Origin of the sequence: Maritalea mobilis (genome assembly GCF_019800885.1) — a bacterium.
Taxonomy (GTDB): domain Bacteria; phylum Pseudomonadota; class Alphaproteobacteria; order Rhodobacterales; family Rhodobacteraceae; genus Roseibacterium; species Roseibacterium beibuensis.
Genome location: NZ_JAHVKE010000003.1, coordinates 53037 through 72535, shown reverse-complemented (window position 1 = coordinate 72535; position 19499 = coordinate 53037). Strand labels below are relative to the sequence as shown.

The 19499-nt window shown below is 66.0% G+C and carries 18 protein-coding genes; 11 read left to right on the top strand and 7 right to left on the bottom strand.

Annotation, left to right across the window (positions count from 1 at the left end; translation table 11 throughout):
* Positions 1-80: 80 nt before the first annotated feature.
* On the top strand, positions 81-524 hold the full coding sequence (locus tag KUV65_RS14045; protein ID WP_222191359.1) for a YybH family protein: 444 nt from the start codon (positions 81-83) through the stop codon (positions 522-524).
* 35 nt (positions 525-559) lie between these two features.
* Here KUV65_RS14045 and rpiA read toward each other — a convergent pair whose 3' ends face one another.
* Positions 560-1348, bottom strand: a complete 789-nt coding sequence (gene rpiA, locus KUV65_RS14040) for a ribose-5-phosphate isomerase RpiA (protein WP_222191358.1) — start codon at positions 1346-1348, stop codon at positions 560-562.
* 74 nt (positions 1349-1422) lie between these two features.
* Entirely contained in the window at positions 1423-2073 is a 651-nt protein-coding gene (locus tag KUV65_RS14035) for a thiamine pyrophosphokinase (protein WP_222191357.1), read from the bottom strand.
* A gap of 154 nt (positions 2074-2227) precedes the next feature.
* Between KUV65_RS14035 and KUV65_RS14030 the strand changes: the two genes are divergently transcribed.
* Complete coding sequence (locus KUV65_RS14030; protein WP_222191356.1) at positions 2228-4906, top strand: hypothetical protein; 2679 nt, start codon at positions 2228-2230, stop codon at positions 4904-4906.
* Positions 4907-4949: 43 nt separating this feature from the next.
* On the opposite strand, the gene KUV65_RS14025 is transcribed toward KUV65_RS14030, so the two are convergent.
* Positions 4950-5198, bottom strand: coding sequence for a DUF2842 domain-containing protein (locus KUV65_RS14025; protein WP_222191355.1), 249 nt, complete (start codon positions 5196-5198; stop codon positions 4950-4952).
* A gap of 25 nt (positions 5199-5223) precedes the next feature.
* The gene (locus KUV65_RS14020; RefSeq protein WP_222191354.1) at positions 5224-6519 is read right to left on the bottom strand and encodes an adenylosuccinate synthase; all 1296 of its coding nucleotides are present in this window, start codon (positions 6517-6519) and stop codon (positions 5224-5226) included.
* A gap of 330 nt (positions 6520-6849) precedes the next feature.
* Here KUV65_RS14020 and secG point away from each other — a divergent pair, with 330 nt between their 5' ends.
* Both secG and KUV65_RS14010 read left to right on the top strand, forming a co-directional pair.
* Positions 6850-7221: a preprotein translocase subunit SecG gene (gene secG / locus KUV65_RS14015; protein ID WP_222191353.1), complete on the top strand. Its 372-nt coding sequence runs from the start codon at positions 6850-6852 to the stop codon at positions 7219-7221.
* A 183-nt stretch (positions 7222-7404) separates the two neighbouring features.
* Entirely contained in the window at positions 7405-9048 is a 1644-nt protein-coding gene (locus KUV65_RS14010; protein ID WP_222191352.1) for a CTP synthase, read from the top strand.
* Positions 9049-9146: 98 nt separating this feature from the next.
* On the opposite strand, the gene KUV65_RS14005 is transcribed toward KUV65_RS14010, so the two are convergent.
* Together KUV65_RS14005 and KUV65_RS14000 are read right to left on the bottom strand one after the other, a co-directional pair.
* Positions 9147-10355 carry a DegT/DnrJ/EryC1/StrS family aminotransferase gene (locus KUV65_RS14005; RefSeq protein WP_222191351.1) on the bottom strand — a complete coding sequence of 403 codons (1209 nt, stop codon included), beginning with the start codon at positions 10353-10355 and terminating at the stop codon, positions 9147-9149.
* A gap of 38 nt (positions 10356-10393) precedes the next feature.
* Positions 10394-11062: an HAD-IA family hydrolase gene (locus KUV65_RS14000; RefSeq protein WP_222191350.1), complete on the bottom strand. Its 669-nt coding sequence runs from the start codon at positions 11060-11062 to the stop codon at positions 10394-10396.
* A gap of 132 nt (positions 11063-11194) precedes the next feature.
* Between KUV65_RS14000 and glmU the strand changes: the two genes are divergently transcribed.
* From glmU to KUV65_RS13980, 4 genes are read left to right on the top strand one after another with little or no spacing between them, the layout of a single operon-like run.
* A complete protein-coding gene (gene glmU / locus KUV65_RS13995; RefSeq protein ID WP_222191349.1) occupies positions 11195-12562 on the top strand; it encodes a bifunctional UDP-N-acetylglucosamine diphosphorylase/glucosamine-1-phosphate N-acetyltransferase GlmU in 1368 nt (455 codons plus the stop codon).
* An 18-nt stretch (positions 12563-12580) separates the two neighbouring features.
* On the top strand, positions 12581-14392 hold the full coding sequence (gene glmS / locus KUV65_RS13990) for a glutamine--fructose-6-phosphate transaminase (isomerizing) (protein ID WP_222191348.1): 1812 nt from the start codon (positions 12581-12583) through the stop codon (positions 14390-14392).
* 2 nt (positions 14393-14394) lie between these two features.
* A complete protein-coding gene (locus KUV65_RS13985; protein WP_374107080.1) occupies positions 14395-14985 on the top strand; it encodes a GNAT family N-acetyltransferase in 591 nt (196 codons plus the stop codon).
* Complete coding sequence (locus tag KUV65_RS13980) at positions 14982-15662, top strand: DNA alkylation repair protein (RefSeq protein WP_222191346.1); 681 nt, start codon at positions 14982-14984, stop codon at positions 15660-15662. Before KUV65_RS13985 ends, KUV65_RS13980 begins: the two co-directional genes overlap by 4 nt.
* 93 nt (positions 15663-15755) lie before the next feature.
* On the opposite strand, the gene KUV65_RS13975 is transcribed toward KUV65_RS13980, so the two are convergent.
* On the bottom strand, positions 15756-16727 hold the full coding sequence (locus tag KUV65_RS13975) for a threonine dehydratase (protein ID WP_222191345.1): 972 nt from the start codon (positions 16725-16727) through the stop codon (positions 15756-15758).
* A gap of 110 nt (positions 16728-16837) precedes the next feature.
* On the opposite strand from KUV65_RS13975, the gene KUV65_RS13970 reads away from it, so the two are divergent.
* The 3 genes from KUV65_RS13970 to KUV65_RS13960 all read left to right on the top strand — a co-directional run bounded on the left by KUV65_RS13970 (position 16838) and on the right by KUV65_RS13960 (position 19164).
* Positions 16838-17482 carry an SDR family oxidoreductase gene (locus KUV65_RS13970; RefSeq protein WP_222191344.1) on the top strand — a complete coding sequence of 215 codons (645 nt, stop codon included), beginning with the start codon at positions 16838-16840 and terminating at the stop codon, positions 17480-17482.
* Between the two features lie 90 nt (positions 17483-17572).
* Complete coding sequence (locus tag KUV65_RS13965) at positions 17573-18811, top strand: aspartate kinase (RefSeq protein ID WP_222191343.1); 1239 nt, start codon at positions 17573-17575, stop codon at positions 18809-18811.
* Positions 18812-18930: 119 nt separating this feature from the next.
* The gene (locus tag KUV65_RS13960; RefSeq protein ID WP_222191342.1) at positions 18931-19164 is read left to right on the top strand and encodes a hypothetical protein; all 234 of its coding nucleotides are present in this window, start codon (positions 18931-18933) and stop codon (positions 19162-19164) included.
* Positions 19165-19499: the final 335 nt, after the last annotated feature.

The window sequence follows — 19499 nt, the reverse complement described above, 5'->3', positions numbered from 1 at the left end:
GGTTGCATTGACGCATGTCAGCGCGCGCCGGGGCTGTTTGTGTAGACTCCGGTCTTCGCCAAAATGATGGGGAGGATCACATGGCTTTTCGATTCAAAGAGACACTGGCCGTCTTGGCATTGGCAACGGCAAGCGTCATGCCGGTCCCGGCCAACGCCGACACCGCTGCTGACGAGGCTGCCATCCTTGAGATCTGGTCGACGTACAGCGCCGCTCGCGTGGCCGGCGATGCCGAAACATGGCTCAGCCTGTGGGATACCGATGGTATCCGACTGCCACCGGGCAGCCCCGCCTTGGATTACGCCACTTTCTCGCAGGGGATCCCCGAGGCGTTCGCGGCGTCCCAACCTCCCTCGATGGAGATTGTAGCGGACGAGGTCGTGGTGATCGGCGATTGGGCGTTCTCCAGTGGCAACTTCACCGTGGCGGACACCGTCGACGGAAAGTTCCTGACCATCTTTCGACGTCAGGACGATGGCACATGGCGCATCTTTCGCGATGCGTTCAACATGAACACGCCTTGACATCCGCCGCTTGGATCGAGTCCGACCCGGCGTGATCACTCGTCGCTGTCGGCAAACAGGTTCTCGCTGTCGACAAGGTCGACGCGCTCATGCTCGACGGTGCCGTTGTTGATGTCGCGCACCTCGACGGTGCCGTCGGCATTGCCGATCACCAGGATGTCGCAGATGTCGAGGAACAGCCCGTTCTCGACCACGCCCGGGATCTGGTTCAGCACGAGGCTGAGCTGCGCGGGATTGGAGATGCGGCGCAGGTGCAGGTCGAGGATATAGTTGCCCTCGTCCGTGCGGAACGGCTCGGACCCGTTGAGGCGCAGGCTGGCCGAGCGGCCCAGAACCTCGACATTGGACAGCATCTCTTCGACCAGCGCCTTGGTCGTCTGCCAGCCGAACGGGATGACCTCGACCGGAAGCGGGAAGGTGCCGAGGCGATCCACTTCTTTCGACAGGTCCGCGATCACCACCATCTGGTCGCTGGCCGTCGCCACGATCTTTTCATGCAAGAGCGCGCCCCCCCCGCCCTTGATAAGGTTGAGGTTGGGGTCGAACTCATCCGCGCCGTCGATGGTCAGGTCGAGCCAGCGCACCTCGTCCAGCGTCTTGACGGTGATGCCCACCTCGCGCGCGAGGTCCGCCGTGCGCTTCGAGGTCGCGACCCCGGTGACCATCATCCCCTCTTCGCGGACCATCTCGCCCAGGCAGCGCACCATCCAGGCGGCGGTCGACCCGGTCCCGAGGCCGACCCGCATCCCGTCCTCGACGAATTCCACGGCGCGGCGGGCGGATACGTATTTTGCCTTGTCGATGGGCGACAGCTCGGCCGGCATAGGCGATCTCCGTGGTCTGGCAGGTCTGACAGCGTTTCGATGTCTTTAGCCAATGAGCGCGCGCTGTGCGAGTGTTAAACGCGCGCAGTCAACGCCGCGATCACCGCATCGAGATGCGCGCGGGGCAATATTCCCAGCATCCCCGGCGACTCGAAACGCAATGTCACGGTGGGTTCAACAGTCTGGTTCGAGGTGCCGATACGGCGGGCGGGGTGGAACGGGATGTCGTCGATGGGCCAGCGCAGGCCTGTCGCGCTGCCCCGCAACTCGGCCAGCGGAAACAGCGAGAATCGCGTGCCGGCCGGCAGAGCAAGCGTCAGCTGCAGCGGCATGTGAAAGACGACATCCACCGCGCCCAGCATGATGCAGGCCTTGTCGGGGCGCGTGACCAGCGTGTGATAGGCCGCAAGCTCGTGATCGATCCGCGCTCCGGCGAAGCCCACGGCAATGACCAGCGGCGCCGCGACCGAGCGTAGCGCCTTGTCGAAATCGGTGCTTTCCTGTTCCTCGATCGGAAACAGGCGACCGTCCAGCCGGGCGCGGTCGGCGGGGGCCAGCGAATCCATGTCGCCGATCACAGCCTCGGGCAGGTAGCCTGCCGACAACGCCACCCCTGCCCCGCCATCGGCGGCAATGAGCGTGGGCGCGCGCGTCAACGCAAGGTCAAGATCGCCCGGCCCGACCACCCCGCCGCCAAGCAGCGTCACAGGATCCGGGCTGGTCAACAATGGCGGTTCTGAGGGCAAATTCTGTCCTTCATACCGATCAATCTCCTTCGAAGCGCCCAATTCCCGGCCAGATTATTTGGAATCAATTTGTCCCAACGAACATCAAAGTGATAACTTCCGGCATCTGCCGGACGAGCAGAGTGATAGTGATATGGGCGACGCGAACAAGATTCTTACAGTCTCCTACGGCACCTTTTCGTGCACACTGGAAGGATTCGACGAACCGTTTTCGGCCATGAAGGCCATTGCGGAGTATTTCCGCGACCTTGCCGCCGAGGACCGGTATTTCGGAGCCGAACCGCCGACGCCCGACGCCGAAGCCCTGCATCGCATCACCGAGGCCGCCATCCAGCGCCGGGTCGAGGCGCGCTTTTCCGAAAACAGCCTCGTCCTACGCCCCGACGACAGCGTGTCGCCCGCCGAAACACCGGCGGCGCAGACGACGATGCTGCGGGGCGCCGAGACGGTGATGCCCAGCAGCCTGGTGCCGGGCACCTACATGCCGCCCGTCGAAGCCCCCGACATGGGTGATTTCGAGGCAGAGGCAGAGGACGACACGGCAGAAGACACACAGCCCGAGGCCGAACCCGGCACGGTTGGGACAGAGGAAGAAGTCGCGACCGAGGCAGAGGGGCCTGCGCCCGCCGAAGCCCAGGTCGAGGAGTCAGACCGTCCCGCCGCGTCCGACGAAGAAGGCATCGCCGCCTTTGCCGACACGGTGATGGACGAGTCTGCTGCAGAAGAAGAAATCGGGGCCGAAGCCGAGGCAGAGGTCGAGCCGGAGGATGAAACAAGCGCTGGCGACGACAGCATCCTTGCCGCGCTGGCGGAGGATCTGGCCGACACGCCTGCCGCCGATGACGTGGATGGAGACGCTGGCGAAGCCGAGGACGAAGAACATGCGCAGGCCGATCCTGCGGATGCGTCAATCCCCGAGGGCGCGGATACTCTGATCGCTATGGCGGCTGCCATGGCCGCCGCAAATGCCGCGCAGGAGCTGGGCGACGCTGACGCCGCACAGGACGACGCCGAGGAGATCACAGACGTCGCGGCGACCGCGGACGAACCGGAGGCCAGCCCCGCCGAGGACATCGTCGATGACGCGTTTTTCAGCGGCGCCGAGGACACGATTGCCTCCTGGAGCCGCGAAGAAACCGAGGCGCTGTTCGAAGATGCCCGTGGCGTCGCGGGCGACTCGGTCGCGGCACGCCTTGCACGGATCCGCGCGGCTGCGATGGCCGAAGAAAACGCCGATGCCGAGGATGCGGACAACACCCCGATCGAGATCGCCCCTGAGGCGGCCTCCACCGAACCCGAGACCGCGCCCGAGGATCAGGACACGGATGCGGACACGCTCTCGGCAATCGCGACGCTGCTCGGCGAAGAAAACACGCTGACCGCCACGGCGGAGCCGTCGACTGCGGGCTCGGAGGATGAAGCCGAGAGCGAGACGGCGGACCTCCCGCCCGAGGATGAAGCTGCGTTGCAAGCCGAGCTTGCCGCGATCGCCGCCGCCGGAAGCCTGCCGAGGGCCAACGACGACGGAGATGACGCCGCCGAGGCCACCGACGAGGCGATGGCGGACCCGGAACAGGACGCCGAGCCGGCTGCCCCCGCCGCAGCGCCGGGCGCGGGCGACAGCGATCAGGACGTGGACCGGTTGTTTAACGCGACCGATAGCCGGATGTCCAACGCCGAAACCACCCGCCGCCGGGCGAATATCGAGCATCTCAAGGCCGCCGTCGCGGCCAGGGTCGCCGAAAAGCGCCTCGCCGAGATCGACGGCGTGTCCGAAGAGCCCCAGGATGAAACCGCAGAATACCGCGAGGACCTTGCCCGCGTGATGCGCCCCAGCCGCGTCCGGGTCGATGTCAGCCGCCGCCGCGCCGCGCGACCGGCGCCGCTGGTGTTGGTGTCGGAACAGCGCGTGGACGAAGCTGTTGCCGCGGCCCCCAGCGAACCCGTCCGCCCCCGCCGCGTCAGTGCCAACGACGTCCGCGCCTTCCGCCTTGGCGCCGAGGCCTCGTCGCGGCCGAGTGGTGCCGCAGGGCGTGACCGGACGGACGCCGCTCTGGCCGATCCTGCCTCCGCGACCGTGGCAGAGGCCCCTCGCCCGACCCCGGCCGAACCGAGCGCCGCCGATACGTTGCCGCCGGTCGAGGATGTGGCCGAACAGCTTGAACCGCGCCCGTCCGCGCCGTCGGAGGCCGCGATTGCCGATCCGATGGCGGATGATGACACTCCCCCGCCGCCGCGCAAGATGGCCAATTCGCTCGCCTTCCTTGCGGAACGGGCCGGGATGGCCATGTCGGGCGTGACCCGTCGTGCGCTGTCGCGTGGCGGCAGCCCCGCTGCACAAGCGAATTCCCCCGAAGCGCCCGAGGCCGCCGAAGCTCTCGAGGAGGCCCCCGCCGCCACGCCGGTATCAGACGACACGCTCGGCACCTATGGGGACGACCGGCCAGAATTGAGCACCGCGGAGGAGAGCCCTGAGCCGACAGCGCCCGCTTCGGCATCAGAGGAAGATACGCAGCCGGATCTCCCCGATTTCGTGACGCCCTTCGTGAAACAACTCGAAGCGAGCGATGCCGTCGAGATCGAGGAAGTGGTCGAGATGGGGGCGGAATACATCACGCACGATCTGGGCGAGGAAAACTTCAAGCGGATCCAGTTGATCCGGCTTGTGCGCCTCGCGACCGACGACAGCATCACCCGGCAGGATGCCATCGACGCCATCCGAAGCCTGACTCGCGCCGGCGTTCTGGTCGAAGCCGACCCTGGCGTCTATCGCATGGCGACTGCGCCCTCGCGCTCCCGCACCAACGGCTGATCGCGTCAGCCGACCCTGTCGAAATGACCCGCCTGCGGCGACCTTACCGGTCTTCGCCGGGCGTGGGCGTTTCGCGCCGTGCCTCCGGGTCCGCCTGACCAACGCCGCGGAACACCGCGCGGAACGGAAAGGCCCAGACGAAGCCCAGGGCGACGTAGACCACCAGCTCGACCCAGATCGGCGGGCGGTCGAACAGGCTGATCACAAACCAGGCGGCGGCAATGTAGGCTGGCAACCCCACCAGAAGGATCACGAGGGACCAGCGTTTGCGGGCCTTGTAGCTGAGCGCCATGTCACACCCTTTGTTCTTGGCTCGATCAATCCGCGAAGGGATCGGTCACGAGGATCGTGTCGTCCCGCTCGGGCGAGGTGGAGAGTAGGGCGACCGGGCATTCGATCAACTCTTCGATCCGGCGGACGTATTTGACCGCTTCGCCCGGCAGATCGGCCCAACTGCGCGCGCCTTCGGTCGACTCGGACCAGCCCGGCATTTCTTCGTAGATGGGGGTGCAGCGCGCCTGCTGGTCGGCCGCGGTCGGCAGGTAATCCAGCCGCTCCCCGTCCAACTCGTAGCCGACGCAGATTTTCAGGGTTTCGAACCCGTCCAGCACATCGAGCTTGGTCAGCGAGATGCCCGACACGCCAGAGGTCGCGCAGGTCTGGCGCACCAGGGCGGCATCGAACCAGCCGCAGCGCCGCTTGCGCCCCGTGGTGGTGCCGAATTCATGCCCGCGCTCGCCAAGGCGCTGACCGTCGGCATCGTCAAGCTCGGTCGGGAATGGCCCCTCGCCCACGCGGGTGGTGTAGGCCTTCACGATCCCCAGCACGTAATCGATGGCGCCCGGGCCGATGCCCACGCCCGTGGCCGCCTGCCCGGCGATCACGTTGGACGAGGTCACGAAGGGATAGGTGCCGAAATCGATATCCAGCAGCGCGCCCTGCGCCCCTTCGAAGAGGATGCGTTTGCCGGCCTTGCGCTTCTCGGTCATCACCTTCCACACGGGTCCGGCATATTCGAGGATCTTCGGCGCGATCTCTTTCAGTTGCGCAATCAGCGCCTCGCGGTCGATCGGGTCGATGCCGAGGCCTTTGCGCAGGGCGTTGTGATGGGTCAGGGCGCGGTCCACGCGCGCCTCAAGCGTCGCCTCATCGGCCAGGTCGGCCACGCGCACCGAGCGGCGTCCGACCTTGTCCTCGTAGGCCGGGCCGATTCCGCGCCCGGTCGTGCCGATCTTGGCGCCCTGGCTGGCGGCTTCTTCGCGCGCGCGGTCCAGCTCACCGTGGATCGGCAGGATCAGCGGCGTATTCTCGGCGATCATCAGGGTTTCGGGCGTGATCTCGACCCCTTGCGCGCGGATCGTCTCGATCTCGTTCAGAAGGTGCCACGGGTCCAGCACCACGCCATTGCCGATCACGCTCAGCTTTCCGCCGCGCACGACACCAGACGGCAGCGCATGCAGCTTGTAGACCGCGCCATCGATGACCAGGGTGTGACCGGCATTGTGACCGCCCTGGAACCGCGCGATCACATCGGCGCGCTCGCTCAGCCAATCCACGATCTTGCCTTTGCCCTCGTCGCCCCACTGGGCGCCGACCACGACAACGTTTGCCATTCCGCTGGTCCCTTTATCCGTTCGATCCGCCCAAGGCGAAAACCGCGGCAGCTATAGCCGCGCGCGCCCGCGGGGAAAACCGATTTCTCGGGGGCACCTTGCAAGGCGCCCGGGCGAATCGCCGTTTCGCTGCGTGCCTGCCTGACCCCACACCGGCCGCCTGGCAGCATCAACGAAGTGGGAATCCGGCGGCACATGGATGGGCGATCGAAAATCGCTTGCAATAACAGCCATTCTTCGCCTTAAAGTTGTGCCGCCTAGGTCTTGCGGCGGCCTGTCGCATCTCATAAGTAGGCGCAAATCCAAAGCCCGGCCGTCAAGGACCCGCCAATGGAAAATGTCATACTCGTCGTTCACCTCATCCTCGCCATCTGCCTGATTGGCGTGGTTCTGCTCCAGCGTTCCGAAGGGGGCGGCCTTGGAATGGGCGGTGGTGGCGGTGTCATGACGGGCCGTCAGGCCGCGACCGCCCTGGGCAAGCTGACCTGGGCCTTCGCCATTGCGTTTCTGGCCACCTCGATCACGCTGACGATCATCGCGGCGCAGAATTCGGCCAGCGACTCGGTTCTGGACCGGATCGGTGCAGGCCCGGCCGCCGTCGAAGACGGTGCCGGCGACGATGCCGACATCCTGCCGCCGGTCGATGACCTGTTGCCGCCGATCTCCGGCGATGCCCCGGCCCTGCCGCCGCGAGCCGACTGACACACGCCGCGGCGGATAATTCCGCCGCATATCTTGGGGATATAGCCCCATTCCTCACATGATCTTGCGGGGGCGCTTGAAGAGCGCATCCGAATTCTGTTATCCTCAAATCCCGTGGCCAAGGGATTGAGGCATCGGATTCGGATTGGATTCGACGCCCCTTACACGGGAGAGACTGCACATATGGCGCGCTTCATTTTCATCACCGGCGGTGTTGTATCCTCGCTTGGCAAGGGTTTGGCATCGGCGGCACTGGGCGCCCTGTTGCAGGCCCGCGGCTTTACCGTGCGGCTGCGCAAGCTCGACCCCTATCTCAATGTCGATCCGGGCACGATGTCGCCCTTCGAGCATGGCGAGGTCTTCGTGACCGACGACGGCGCGGAGACGGACCTCGACCTCGGTCACTACGAACGCTTCACCGGGGTTGCCGCGCGCAAGACCGACAGCGTGTCCTCGGGCCGGATCTATTCGAACGTGCTCGAGAAGGAACGTCGCGGCGATTACCTCGGCAAGACGATCCAGGTGATTCCGCACGTCACCAACGAGATCAAGGATTTCATCTCGATCGGCGAAGACGAGGTGGATTTCATGCTCTGCGAGATCGGCGGTACGGTCGGCGATATCGAGGGCCTGCCGTTCTTCGAAGCGATCCGTCAGTTCAGCCAGGAAAAGCCGCGCGGGCAATGCGTGTTCATGCACCTGACGCTGCTGCCTTACATCAAGGCCTCGGGCGAGTTGAAAACCAAGCCCACGCAGCACTCGGTCAAGGAATTGCGGTCCATCGGGCTTGCCCCGGATATCCTCGTCTGCCGCTCCGAGGGGCCGATCCCGCAGAAGGAGCGCGAGAAACTGGCGCTGTTCTGCAACGTGCGCCCGGACGCCGTGATCGCGGCGCAGGACCTGAAGTCGATCTACGAGGCGCCGCTGGCCTATCACCGCGAAGGGCTGGACCAGGCCGTTCTGGACGCGTTCCAGATCAGCCCGGCCCCGAAGCCGGAACTATCCCGCTGGGAAGACGTGGCCGACCGCATCCACAACCCCGAGGGCGAGGTGCGCGTGGCCATCGTCGGTAAATACACGCAACTGGAAGACGCCTATAAATCCATCGCCGAGGCCCTGACCCATGGCGGCATGGCCAATCGCGTGCGGGTCACGGCCGATTGGATCGACGCAGAGATTTTCGAGCGCGAGGATCCCGCCCCCTACCTCGAGGAATTCGACGCGATCCTTGTGCCAGGCGGCTTTGGTGAGCGCGGCACCGAGGGCAAGATCAAGGCGGCCGAGTTCGCCCGCACCCGCAAGGTCCCCTACCTGGGGATCTGCCTCGGCATGCAGATGGCGGTAATCGAAGCCGCCCGCAACCTGGCCGAGCTGGGCGATGCCGGGTCCGAGGAATTCGACCACGAAGCCGGGAAAAAACGTTTCACCCCCGTTGTTTACCACCTGAAGGAATGGGTGCAGGGCAACTACAAGGTCACGCGCAAGGCCGATGACGACAAAGGTGGCACGATGCGCCTTGGCGCGTATGACGCCGTGCTGAAGGAAGGCTCGAAGGTGGCGCAGGTCTATGGCTCCTGCCAGATCGAGGAACGCCACCGTCACCGCTACGAGGTCGACATCAAGTACCGCGATGCGCTGGAAGACAAGGGGCTGGTGTTTTCGGGCATGTCGCCCGATGGCCGGTTGCCCGAGATCGTGGAAGTGGCCGATCACCCCTGGTTCATCGGTGTGCAATTCCACCCCGAACTGAAATCGAAACCCTTCGAGCCGCATCCGCTTTTTGCCGATTTCATCCGCGCGGCGAAGGAAAACTCGCGCCTCGTCTGACCGAAGGGGAGGTTTTCTCGAGAAAACCGTAAGAAAATCTGAAGATTTTCTGGACGGAAATCTCGAGATTTCCGGTCCTCGCGTGGACCGCGGCGGGCCTAGACCGCCGCCTGATGGTGCGCTTGCCCAACCTCATCGCGAATGATCTCGGCGATTTGGGCCGCGTCCCCGGTCGAGAATGTCAGCGGCAGGCGCATGTCCAGCAACCCGGCCAGGATCGCATCGGTGCGCGGCAGGGACCTGGGCCTCGCGTATCTCCAGCTGTCGTAGCGCGAGGTGAAGGCGACGGGCTCTTTCGCGCCAAACCACTTCAACTCGACACCGCGCGCGGCACAGCCGCGAAGGACCGGCGTGATCGTCTCGGGCGCTGCGCCCGGCAACAGGAACTGGATGGACGAGCCGACGATGGCTTCCTTCGGGTCGCGTTCGATCACCTGCAACCCGGCGGTGTTGCGGAGCCCATCCTCCACGACCTCGTAGAGCGCGTTCCAACGCGCCACCTGGCGCGGCAGGTCGGCCAGTTGAACACGCAGGATCGCGGCGCGCAAATGGTCCATGCGCCCCGACACGTTCGGCGTGATCCACTTTACCTTTTCGAACGTTTCCACAGGCGGCCTGGCGGTGTGACGGGGATAAAGCATGTAGCTTCCCGACAACAATACAGCGCGGGCCATGACCTCGTCATCATCCGAGATCAGCAATCCGCCCTCGCCGGAATTGATGTGTTTGTAAGTCTGGGTCGAGTAACAGCCGATCACCCCATGGCGGCCGGAGGGCACTCCGTCCCAGGCCGCGCCCATGGTATGAGCGCAATCCTCGATCACCGCGACACCGGCCGCGTCGCAGATCTGCATCAGGCGATCCATGTCGCAGATATGCCCGCGCATGTGGCTGAGCAGCAGCACTCTCGCGCCGCTCTGCCGGATCTGTCCGGCGAGGTCATCGAGGTCGATGGTCAGCGCCTCGGTCGTTTCGACGAAAACGGGCTCAGCCCCGACACTGGCGATGGCACCGGGCACCGGGGCGAGGGTGAATCCGTTGGACAGCACCTTGTCGCCCGGCCCAACACCGAGCGCGCGCAAGGCGCAGGACATGGCATATCCGCCCGAGGCCACGGCAAGGCAATATTTCGCCCCGGTGAAGGCCGCGAACTCCTGTTCCAGCAAGGCCACCTCGCCCACCTCTCCCTCGGCGAGGTTGTAACGATGCAGACGCCCCGAGCGCATGACGCCAATGGCGGCCTCGATGGCGGCCTCGGGGATCGGCTCTTGCTGGGTGAAGCTGCCGGTGAAAACGGGTTTGTCCATGCGAGGCACCTTTTGCCCGAAGAGCCTGCGCGTCAAGCTCAGGGAAGAAGCTGCGCGACGACCGTATCGAAGGCGTCGAAGTGATCGACCAGCGCCTCGGGTTCAAGCTCTGCCACGGCGCGACCGGTCGGCCCGAAGGTGACCAGCGCGCATGGCACACCCGCCGCCCGCGCGGTTTTCCGGTCGGTCTCGGTATCGCCCACGAGGAAAGACCGCTCCAGCGCCCCGCCCGCCGCATCGACCGCAGCAAGGTACGGGGCCGGGTCGGGTTTGCGCGTGGGCAGGGTGTCGGCCCCGATCAGCGAGGCGAACTGATCCGAGATCCCGAGGCGATCGAGCAACTGGATGGCCAGCCCCTCCGGCTTGTTGGTGCAGATGCCCACCGCGACACCCGCCGCGCGCAAGCGGCCCACCGCCGCCATCGCGCCGGGATAGAGGCTGGTATGGCGGTCGATGTCGCGACCATAGGCGTCGAGCAGCAGGGGGTAGCCCCGTTCGATCATCGCCTCGGCCTCGGCCAGCGCCATGCGCTCGGCGGCCAGCCGCAGCATGGCGCGCCCGCCGCGAAAGGCGGTGGCATCATCCTGCCCCCGGTTCAATTGCGGGGCAAATCCCATCTCGGACAGGGCCATGTTGGCCGCCGCGATCAGGTCGCCGCTGGTATCGGCCAGCGTTCCATCGAGGTCGAAGATCACGGTGCGCGTCATGGCTGCCCTCTCGGTTTCGGCGTCTTTTTGCCCATCGCTGAAACAGCCTGTCGGGCAAAGTGACCGGGCCCCTGCTTGGCACCCTTCGTGTCCTTGGATAGAACGCAAAGAAAACAAGGGAAACCCGAAGAAATGGCGCACGACCCCCATCGCCCTGTCGCTTTGATCGTCCTGGCCGCAGGCGCCGGCACGCGGATGAACTCGGACCTTCCGAAACCGCTGCATCCGATCGGGGGTGCGCCGATGATCGCCCATGCCCTGGCGACGGGCCGCGCGCTGGAGCCATCGCGCATCGTCGTGGTCACGGGCCACGGCGCCGAGGAGGTCGAGGCCGCGCTGGAGGAGATCGCGCCAGAGGCGGTCTGCGTGCGGCAAGAGGAGCAACTCGGCACCGGGCACGCGGTATTGCAGGCAGCCCCGGCGCTTGAAGGGTTCCAGGGCGATGCCGTCGTGCTTTATGCCGACACCCCCTTCGTCAGCGAGGACACGCTGCGCCGGATGCAGGCGGCCCGCGCCGTCCATGACATGGTCGTTCTGGGCTTTCGCGCCGCCGATCCCGGGCGCTACGGGCGGCTGATGATGGAAGGCGAGCGGCTGGTGCGCATCGTCGAGGCCAAGGATGCGACGCCCGAACAGCTTGGGATCGACCTGTGCAACTCGGGTCTGCTGGCCACCGATGCGCGCCTGCTGATGGACCTGCTGGGTCAGGTGGATACCGACAACGCCGCCGGCGAATACTACCTGACCGACCTCGCCGAGATTGCCGCGAGCCGCGACCTGTCGGCGACGGCGGTCCTGTGTTCCGAGGCCGAGACGCTCGGGGTCAATTCGCGTGCCGAGCTGGCCGCGGCCGAGGCCCAGTTCCAGGCCATGAAACGGGCCGAGGTACTGGAAAACGGCGTGACCATGACCGCGCCCGAGACGGTCATCCTGTCGGCGGATACCTGGGTCGGGCGCGATGCGGTGATAGAGCCTTACGTGGTCTTCGGGCCCGGCGTGACGGTCGAGTCCGGCGCGACGATCCGGGCCTTCTCTCATCTGGAAGACGCCCATGTCAGCGCGGGCGCCATCGTCGGCCCCTATGCCCGGCTGCGCCCCGGAGCCGAGATCGGCAATAACGCCCATATCGGCAATTTCGTCGAGGTGAAGGCCTCGCTGATCGGCGAAGGCACCAAGGTCAACCACCTGACCTATATCGGCAATGCCGAGATCGGCGACGGCACGAATGTCGGCGCGGGCACGATCACCTGCAATTACGACGGCGTCTTCAAGCACCGCACGGTTGTGGGCAAGAACGCCTTCATCGGGTCGGACACGATGCTGGTGGCGCCGGTGACGGTGGGCGACAACGCGATGACGGGATCGGGCTCGGTCATCACGAGCGATGTGCCCGAAGGGGCCTTGGCGCTGGGGCGGGCGAAACAGGTGAACAAGGCAGGGTTGGCGGTGCGCCTGATGGACCGTCTGCGCGCGATAAAGGCCGAAAAGGCCAAGGGCTAGAGCAGGAAAGGAAACCCCATGTGCGGGATCGTCGGAGTTCTGGGCAAGCACGAGGTCGCCCCCATCCTCGTCGAGGCGCTGAAACGGCTGGAATATCGCGGCTATGACAGCGCGGGCATCGCCACGGTGCAGGACGGCCGGCTCGACCGCCGCCGCGCGGTGGGCAAGTTGCACAACCTCTCGGACCTGCTGGTGCATGACCCGCTGGCGGGCAAGTCGGGCATCGGCCACACCCGGTGGGCCACCCATGGCGGGCCGACCGTCAAGAACGCCCACCCGCACCAGACGGGCCGCGTCGCGGTCGTGCATAACGGGATCATCGAGAATTTCCGCGAGTTGCGCAGCCGCCTGTCCGACCGCAACTTCGAATCCGAGACCGATACCGAGACCGTGGCGCAACTCTGCGCGTCTTTCCTCGATGAGGGGAAAAGCCCACGCGAGGCGGCGACCGAGACGCTCAAGCATCTCGAAGGGGCCTTCGCGCTGGCCTTCCTGTTCGAGGGCGAAGAGGACCTGATCGTCGCCGCGCGCAAGGGCAGCCCGCTTTGCATCGGCCATGGCGACGGCGAGATGTATGTGGGCTCGGACGCCATCGCTTTGTCGCCGCTAACCAACCTCATCACCTATCTCGAAGAAGGCGACTATGCTTTCGTCACCCGCGACGGCGTCGAGATCCGGGACGCCAAGGGCAGGCTGGCGAACCGCGACGCACGGACGATCTCGGCGCAGGCCGCGCAGATCGACAAGGCCGGGCACAAGCATTTCATGGCGAAGGAGATCTTCGAACAACCGACCGTACTGGCCGAGTGTTTGACCCATTACTCTTCGGGTGAGCGAGTCGCCTTGCCCGAAGGCGCGCTTGATTTCGCCGAGACCGACCGCCTGATCCTCGTGGCCTGCGGCACGGCGCATTACGCCTGCTCGGTCGCGAAATACTGGTTCGAGCAACTGGCCGGCCTGCCCTGCGACGTCGATATCGCCAGCGAGTTCCGCTATCGCGAGCCGCCCGTGTCGGACCGGGCCACCGCGCTTTTCGTCAGCCAGTCCGGGGAGACCGCCGACACGCTGGCCGCCCTGCGCTACGCCCAGGGCAAGGCCGCGCGGATCGTCTCGGTGGTGAACGTGCCCGAAAGCTCCATCGCGCGCGAAAGCGACCTTGCCCTGCCGATCCTCGCCGGGATCGAGGTGGGCGTCGCCTCGACCAAGGCCTTCATGAACCAGTTGGGCGTTCTGGCGAACCTCGCCATCCTCGCCGCCCGCCAGCGGGGCCGCATCGACGCGGCGCGCGAGGCGGAGTTGCTGGAAACGCTGCGTGGCCTGCCGGGCCTGATCAACCAGGCCCTCGCGCTGGAGGATCGCATCCACAAACGCACCGGCAAGCTGGCCGAGGCGCGCTCGGTCCTGTTCCTCGGGCGCGGGGCGATGTTCCCGCTCGCGCTGGAGGGCGCGCTGAAACTCAAGGAAATCAGCTATATCCATGCCGAGGGCTATGCCAGCGGCGAACTGAAGCACGGCCCCATCGCGCTGGTCGACAAGACGGTGCCGGTGATCGTCATGGCCCCGCGCGATGCCCTGTTCGACAAGACCGTGTCGAACATGCAGGAAGTGCTGGCCCGCGAGGGACGCGTCTGGCTGATCACCGATGCCGAAGGCGCCGAGATCGCCGGGGATGGGGTCTGGCAGTCGCTGGTCATGCCGAGGATCGACCCGATCTTTGCCCCGATGCTTTACGCGGTTCCGGCGCAACTCATCGCCTACCACACGGCGCTGCACAAGGGCACGGACGTGGACCAGCCGCGCAACCTCGCCAAGTCGGTGACGGTCGAATGAGCTTGCCGGGTTCCGCCAACCTCACGTTGAGCGGTCGTTTCGTGCAGCTTGTGCCGCTGTCCCACGACCACGCCGAGGCGCTGTCTGCCGCCTCGGCCGAGGGGGCGCTGGACCGTCTGTGGTACACAACCGTTCCATCGCCGCAGGGCATGGCGACCGAGATCGACCGACGCCTCGCCTTGAAGGCCGCCGGCAGCATGGTGCCGTTCGCAACCCTCGACGCCGGGGGGCGCGCCGTTGGCATGACCACCTACATGAATATCGACGCGGGCCTGCCGCGGGTCGAGATCGGCTCGACCTGGATCGCGCCCTCGGCGCAGCGCGGGCCTGTGAACACCGAGGCCAAGCGGCTGATGCTGGGCCATGCCTTCGAGGTCTGGGGCTGCACGGCGGTCGAGTTTCGCACGCATCGGCTGAACACCCAGTCGCGCCGCGCCATCGAACGGCTGGGGGCGCAGCTGGACGGGATCTTGCGGGCGCATATGCGGATGCCGAACGGCACGTTGCGCGACACGGCGGTCTATTCGATCACCGCACCCGAATGGCCCGCGGTGCGCAGCCATCTCGACTGGCAGTTGGAGCGGCCCCGGTGACGCCCGATGCCGCGCTTACCGCCCTGCAGGCCGAGCGCGACCCGGATCGCGCGGCGCAGATGCACGCCTATCACAAGGTCGACAGAGAATATTTGGGCCTGTCGAACGGACGCGTTGCCGAACTGGCGACCGAGTGGCGCAAGTCAACGGACCTCGCCTCGCGCGTCGCGCTGGCCAAGGGGCTTTGGGCCAGCAACATCTACGAGGCGCGGATCGCGGCGGCCAAACTGTTCCTTCAGGCGCGCATCCGACCCGATGACGGCGCGGCATGGGACTGCCTGACAGGGTTCGTGCCAGAGTTCGACAGCTGGGCCATCGCCGATGCCGTGGCGCAAGCCGGGGCCAAGCGCGTGGTGGCCGCCCCGGACCGGCTGGACGAGATCGAGCCGTGGACCCGGTCCGACCACATGTGGACCCGCCGCGCCGCGCTGGTCTTCACCCTGCCCTTCACCAAGTCGCGCCACCCGAGCGCAGTCGAGCAAGCGGCGCGTGATCGCATCCTCGGCTGGTGCGCGGGATATGCAGATGATCCAGACTGGTTCATCCAGAAAGCCGTCGCGTGGTGGGTCCGCGACCTGTCGAAGAAAGACCCCGAGCGCGCCCGCGCTTTCCTCGACGCGCATGGCGACCGGTTGAAGACGTGGGCCCGGACAGAGGCCGCGCGCCACCTGCCCTGACGACCCGGACCGTTCGACCGGCCCCGTCAGGCCCGGAACGTCGCGCCTGCCCCTTCATCTTGGCAAGAAAACTCCCGCCGGAGGCGAAATCCCTCAGACCTGCGGCACCCCGCCCTGCATCACGGTCAGGAACCAGTCAGTGTCGATATTGCCGCCACACAGGATCACGCCGACCTTCTTGCCTTTCATCGCCTCGCGTTCCTGCATCAGCCCGGCCAGCGGCGCGGCCCCTGCCCCTTCGGCAAGATTGTGAATGTCTCGATAGTAGACGCGGATCGCCTCGGCCACCTCCTCGTCCGAGACGGTGATGATCCGGGCGGCCTGTTCGCCGTAGATGTCCAGCGCCTCCTGCACCGGGACGCGCACGGCCATGCCATCGGCGAAGGTGCGGGCGGTTTGCGTTTCGACCGGGTGGCCCGCCTCGGCCGACAGCTTGGCGGTCTGGGCATTCTCACTGACGACGCCCACGATCTCGGCCTTGGCCCCGAGGGCATCGCGCGCAAGGATCGTGCCGCAGATGCCCGACCCGCAGCCGATGGGGACATAAACGGTGTCGAGGTCGGGTACGGCCGAGAACAGCTCGAACCCATAGGTCGCCACGCCGCGCACCAGTTCCTCGTGGAACGGCGGCACGATGAAGAGCCCCTCTTCCCCGGCGACGCGGAACGCTTCCTCCCTCGCGGTGTCGAAATCCTCTCCGAACTTGATCAGCTCGGCCCCGAAGGCGCGCATCGCGGCGTTCTTTTCCACCGAGTTGCCACGTGGGACATAGACCTTGGCCGTCAGCCCGGCGGCTACCGCCGCCCGCGCCTGCCCCTGCCCGTGGTTGCCGCGCGTCGCCGTGCAGATGCCCGGCACATCGGGATGGGTGCGTGTCAGCCAGTCGATGAAGGTGATCGCGCCGCGCACCTTGAACGATCCGGTGGGCGTGTGGTTCTCGTGCTTGATCCAGACCTCGGCCCCGAACCGCTCGGCCAGTTGCGGCCATGAATATTGCGGGGTCGGCAGCATCTGGCTGGTGACGAGGGCGTGGGCCTGTTCAAGGTCGGAACGGGTGAACTGCATCGAAAACCTCCGGGCGCGGTGCGTTTTCGCGAAGCCTACCCTGCGCAGGCCGCCTTGTATGCAGCCCATTGCGAGGCCTAGGGTCGCGCCAGGCAGACAGGAGGGACGGCATGACGATACTTATCACCGGCGCGAACCGTGGCATCGGCAAGGGGCTGTCCGAGGCCTATGCGGGTCGCGGCGAAACCGTCATCGCGACCGCCCGCAGCGCCGAGGGCTGCACGCCGCTGGACGTGGCCGATCCGGCCTCGGTCAGCGCGCTGGCCGAAGGGCTGGATGGGCAGGCCATCGACCTGTTGATCTGCAATGCCGGGGTTTATCCCGACAAGGATCAATCGCTCGACACCGGCTATCCGCCCGAGATGTGGGCCGAGGTCTTTGCGGTGAACGTCACGGGCGTATTCCTGACGGTGCAGGCGCTTCTGCCGAACCTGTCGAAATCCGCCGCCCCGAAAATCGCCATCATCTCCAGCCAGATGGGGTCGGACACGCGGGCACCGGGGGGAAGCTACATCTACCGCGCCTCCAAGGCCGCGGCGCTGAACCTGGGCCGGAACCTCGCCACCGACCTGCGCCCGCGCGGGATCGCGGTGGGGATCTATCACCCCGGTTGGGTCCGCACCGACATGGGCACCGAGGCCGCCGATATCGGCCTGGACGACAGCGTATCGGGACTGATCGCGCGGTTCGACGCCCTGTCGCTGGAGACGACGGGCTGTTTCGAGACATGGGACGGACGGCCACACCCGTTCTGACAAGGCCGCTCCCCGACAGATCGGCCCTTGCGGCACTGGGTTCAGCGGCCTATGAGGCGCGCTGAGACAAAGAGGGACGGGGCGCATTTCATGCCCATTCTGGTGATGAAATTCGGCGGCACGAGCGTTGGCTCGCTCGACCGCATTCAACGCGCCGCAAAGCGCGTGGGCCGCGAGGTGGCCAATGGCTATGACGTGATCGTCATCGTCAGCGCCATGTCGGGCGAAACCAACAAGCTGGTCGGCTATGTCGAGGAAACCTCACCGCTGTTCGATGCGCGCGAGTATGACGCCGTCGTGTCCTCGGGCGAGAACGTGACCGCCGGCCTGATGGCCATGACCTTGCAGGAAATGGATGTCCCGGCGCGCAGCTGGCAGGGCTGGCAGGTGCCGGTCAAGACCACCAGCGCCCATGCCAGCGCCCGGATCGAGGAAATCCCGAACGAGAACATCCTCGCCAAGTTCGGCGAAGGCATGAAGGTTGCCGTTGTCGCGGGCTTCCAGGGGATCAGTCCCGAAGGGCGCATCACCACGCTGGGACGCGGCGGGTCGGACACCACCGCCGTTGCCTTTGCCGCCGCTTTCGGGGCCGAGCGGTGCGACATCTACACCGACGTGGACGGGGTCTATACCACCGACCCGCGCATCACCGCCAAGGCCCGCAAACTCGACCGCATCGCCTTCGAGGAGATGCTGGAGCTTGCCAGCCTCGGGGCCAAGGTGCTGCAAACCCGGTCGGTCGAACTGGCCATGCGCTACAATGTCAAACTGCGGGTTCTGTCGAGCTTCGAGGAACCCAGCGACGAGGCGGGCACGCTGGTCTGTGCCGAGGAGGATATCGTGGAAAGCAATGTCGTGGCCGGTGTGGCCTATTCCCGCGAAGAAGCGAAGCTGACGCTGACCCATGTCGAGGACCGGCCCGGCATCGCCGCCGCGATCTTCGGCCCCCTCGCCGATGCGGGTGTGAACGTGGACATGATCGTGCAGAACATCTCGGACGCCGGGATGACCGACATGACCTTCTCCTGCCCGGTGAACGAGGTGAAGCGCGCTGAGAAGGCGCTGAAGGACGCGCGGGATGCCGGCGAGATGGGCTTTGCCGAGTTGATCGCCGATACCGAGGTCGCCAAGGTTTCCATCGTGGGGATCGGCATGCGCAGCCATGCGGGCGTGGCGGCGAAGATGTTCAAGACCCTCCGCGACGAGGGGATCAACATCAAGGTCATCACCACCTCCGAGATCAAGGTCTCGGTCCTGATCGACCGGAAATACATGGAACTGGCCGTTCAGGCGCTGCACGACGCGTTCGAGCTGGACAAGGCCGCCTGATCCGAAAGGACCTTTGCGGCTGGCGCAAGGCGGGCTTGCGGGCTTGGGCGGTGCAAAAATGCTGCACCTGCATAATATCATGGAAACTTGACCCGGTAAGTTGCATCCGTGAGGTTCCCATGACGACCAGCAGCCTGGCCCACGCCGCCGCTTCCCCCTTTGCCCATTTCGGCGCGCGTGTCGTCGAGATCTTCGCCGCCGTCGCCCATGCGCTGTCGGTCAGCGCAGGTGCTCAGCAGCGCATCGACCGCATCCATGCGCTTCAGGCGTTGAGCGACGCGGAACTGGCCGAGCGCGGCATCGCACGCGACGATATCGTCGCGCATGTCTTCGACGATTTCATCAAGTCCTGATCCTTCGATGTCTTGAGGCCGTATCCGGAGTTCGCCCCGGATGTGCCCCATGGTGCTCGGGCCAACGTCGAAGCGGGCCTGCGGAACATCGCTGCAGCGCGGCAATGGAACGCCGCGCCGGTGATTACCCTACATCTGGCCCTCCAGGTCCCAAGCCCGGCGACCGTTTTAGGTCCTTCCCGTTTCTCCCACAGATTCCCCACCTGCGCCGCGAGTGCGGAGGCCCCTAGCCGCCTATCGCACCGAGATCCCTCGTCCGATGCGCAGCGCCCTTCCGTCCCGACCTTGACACTCCGGCGCGTCTGCCCTCCCTCATGGGGGGCGAACAGGACCAA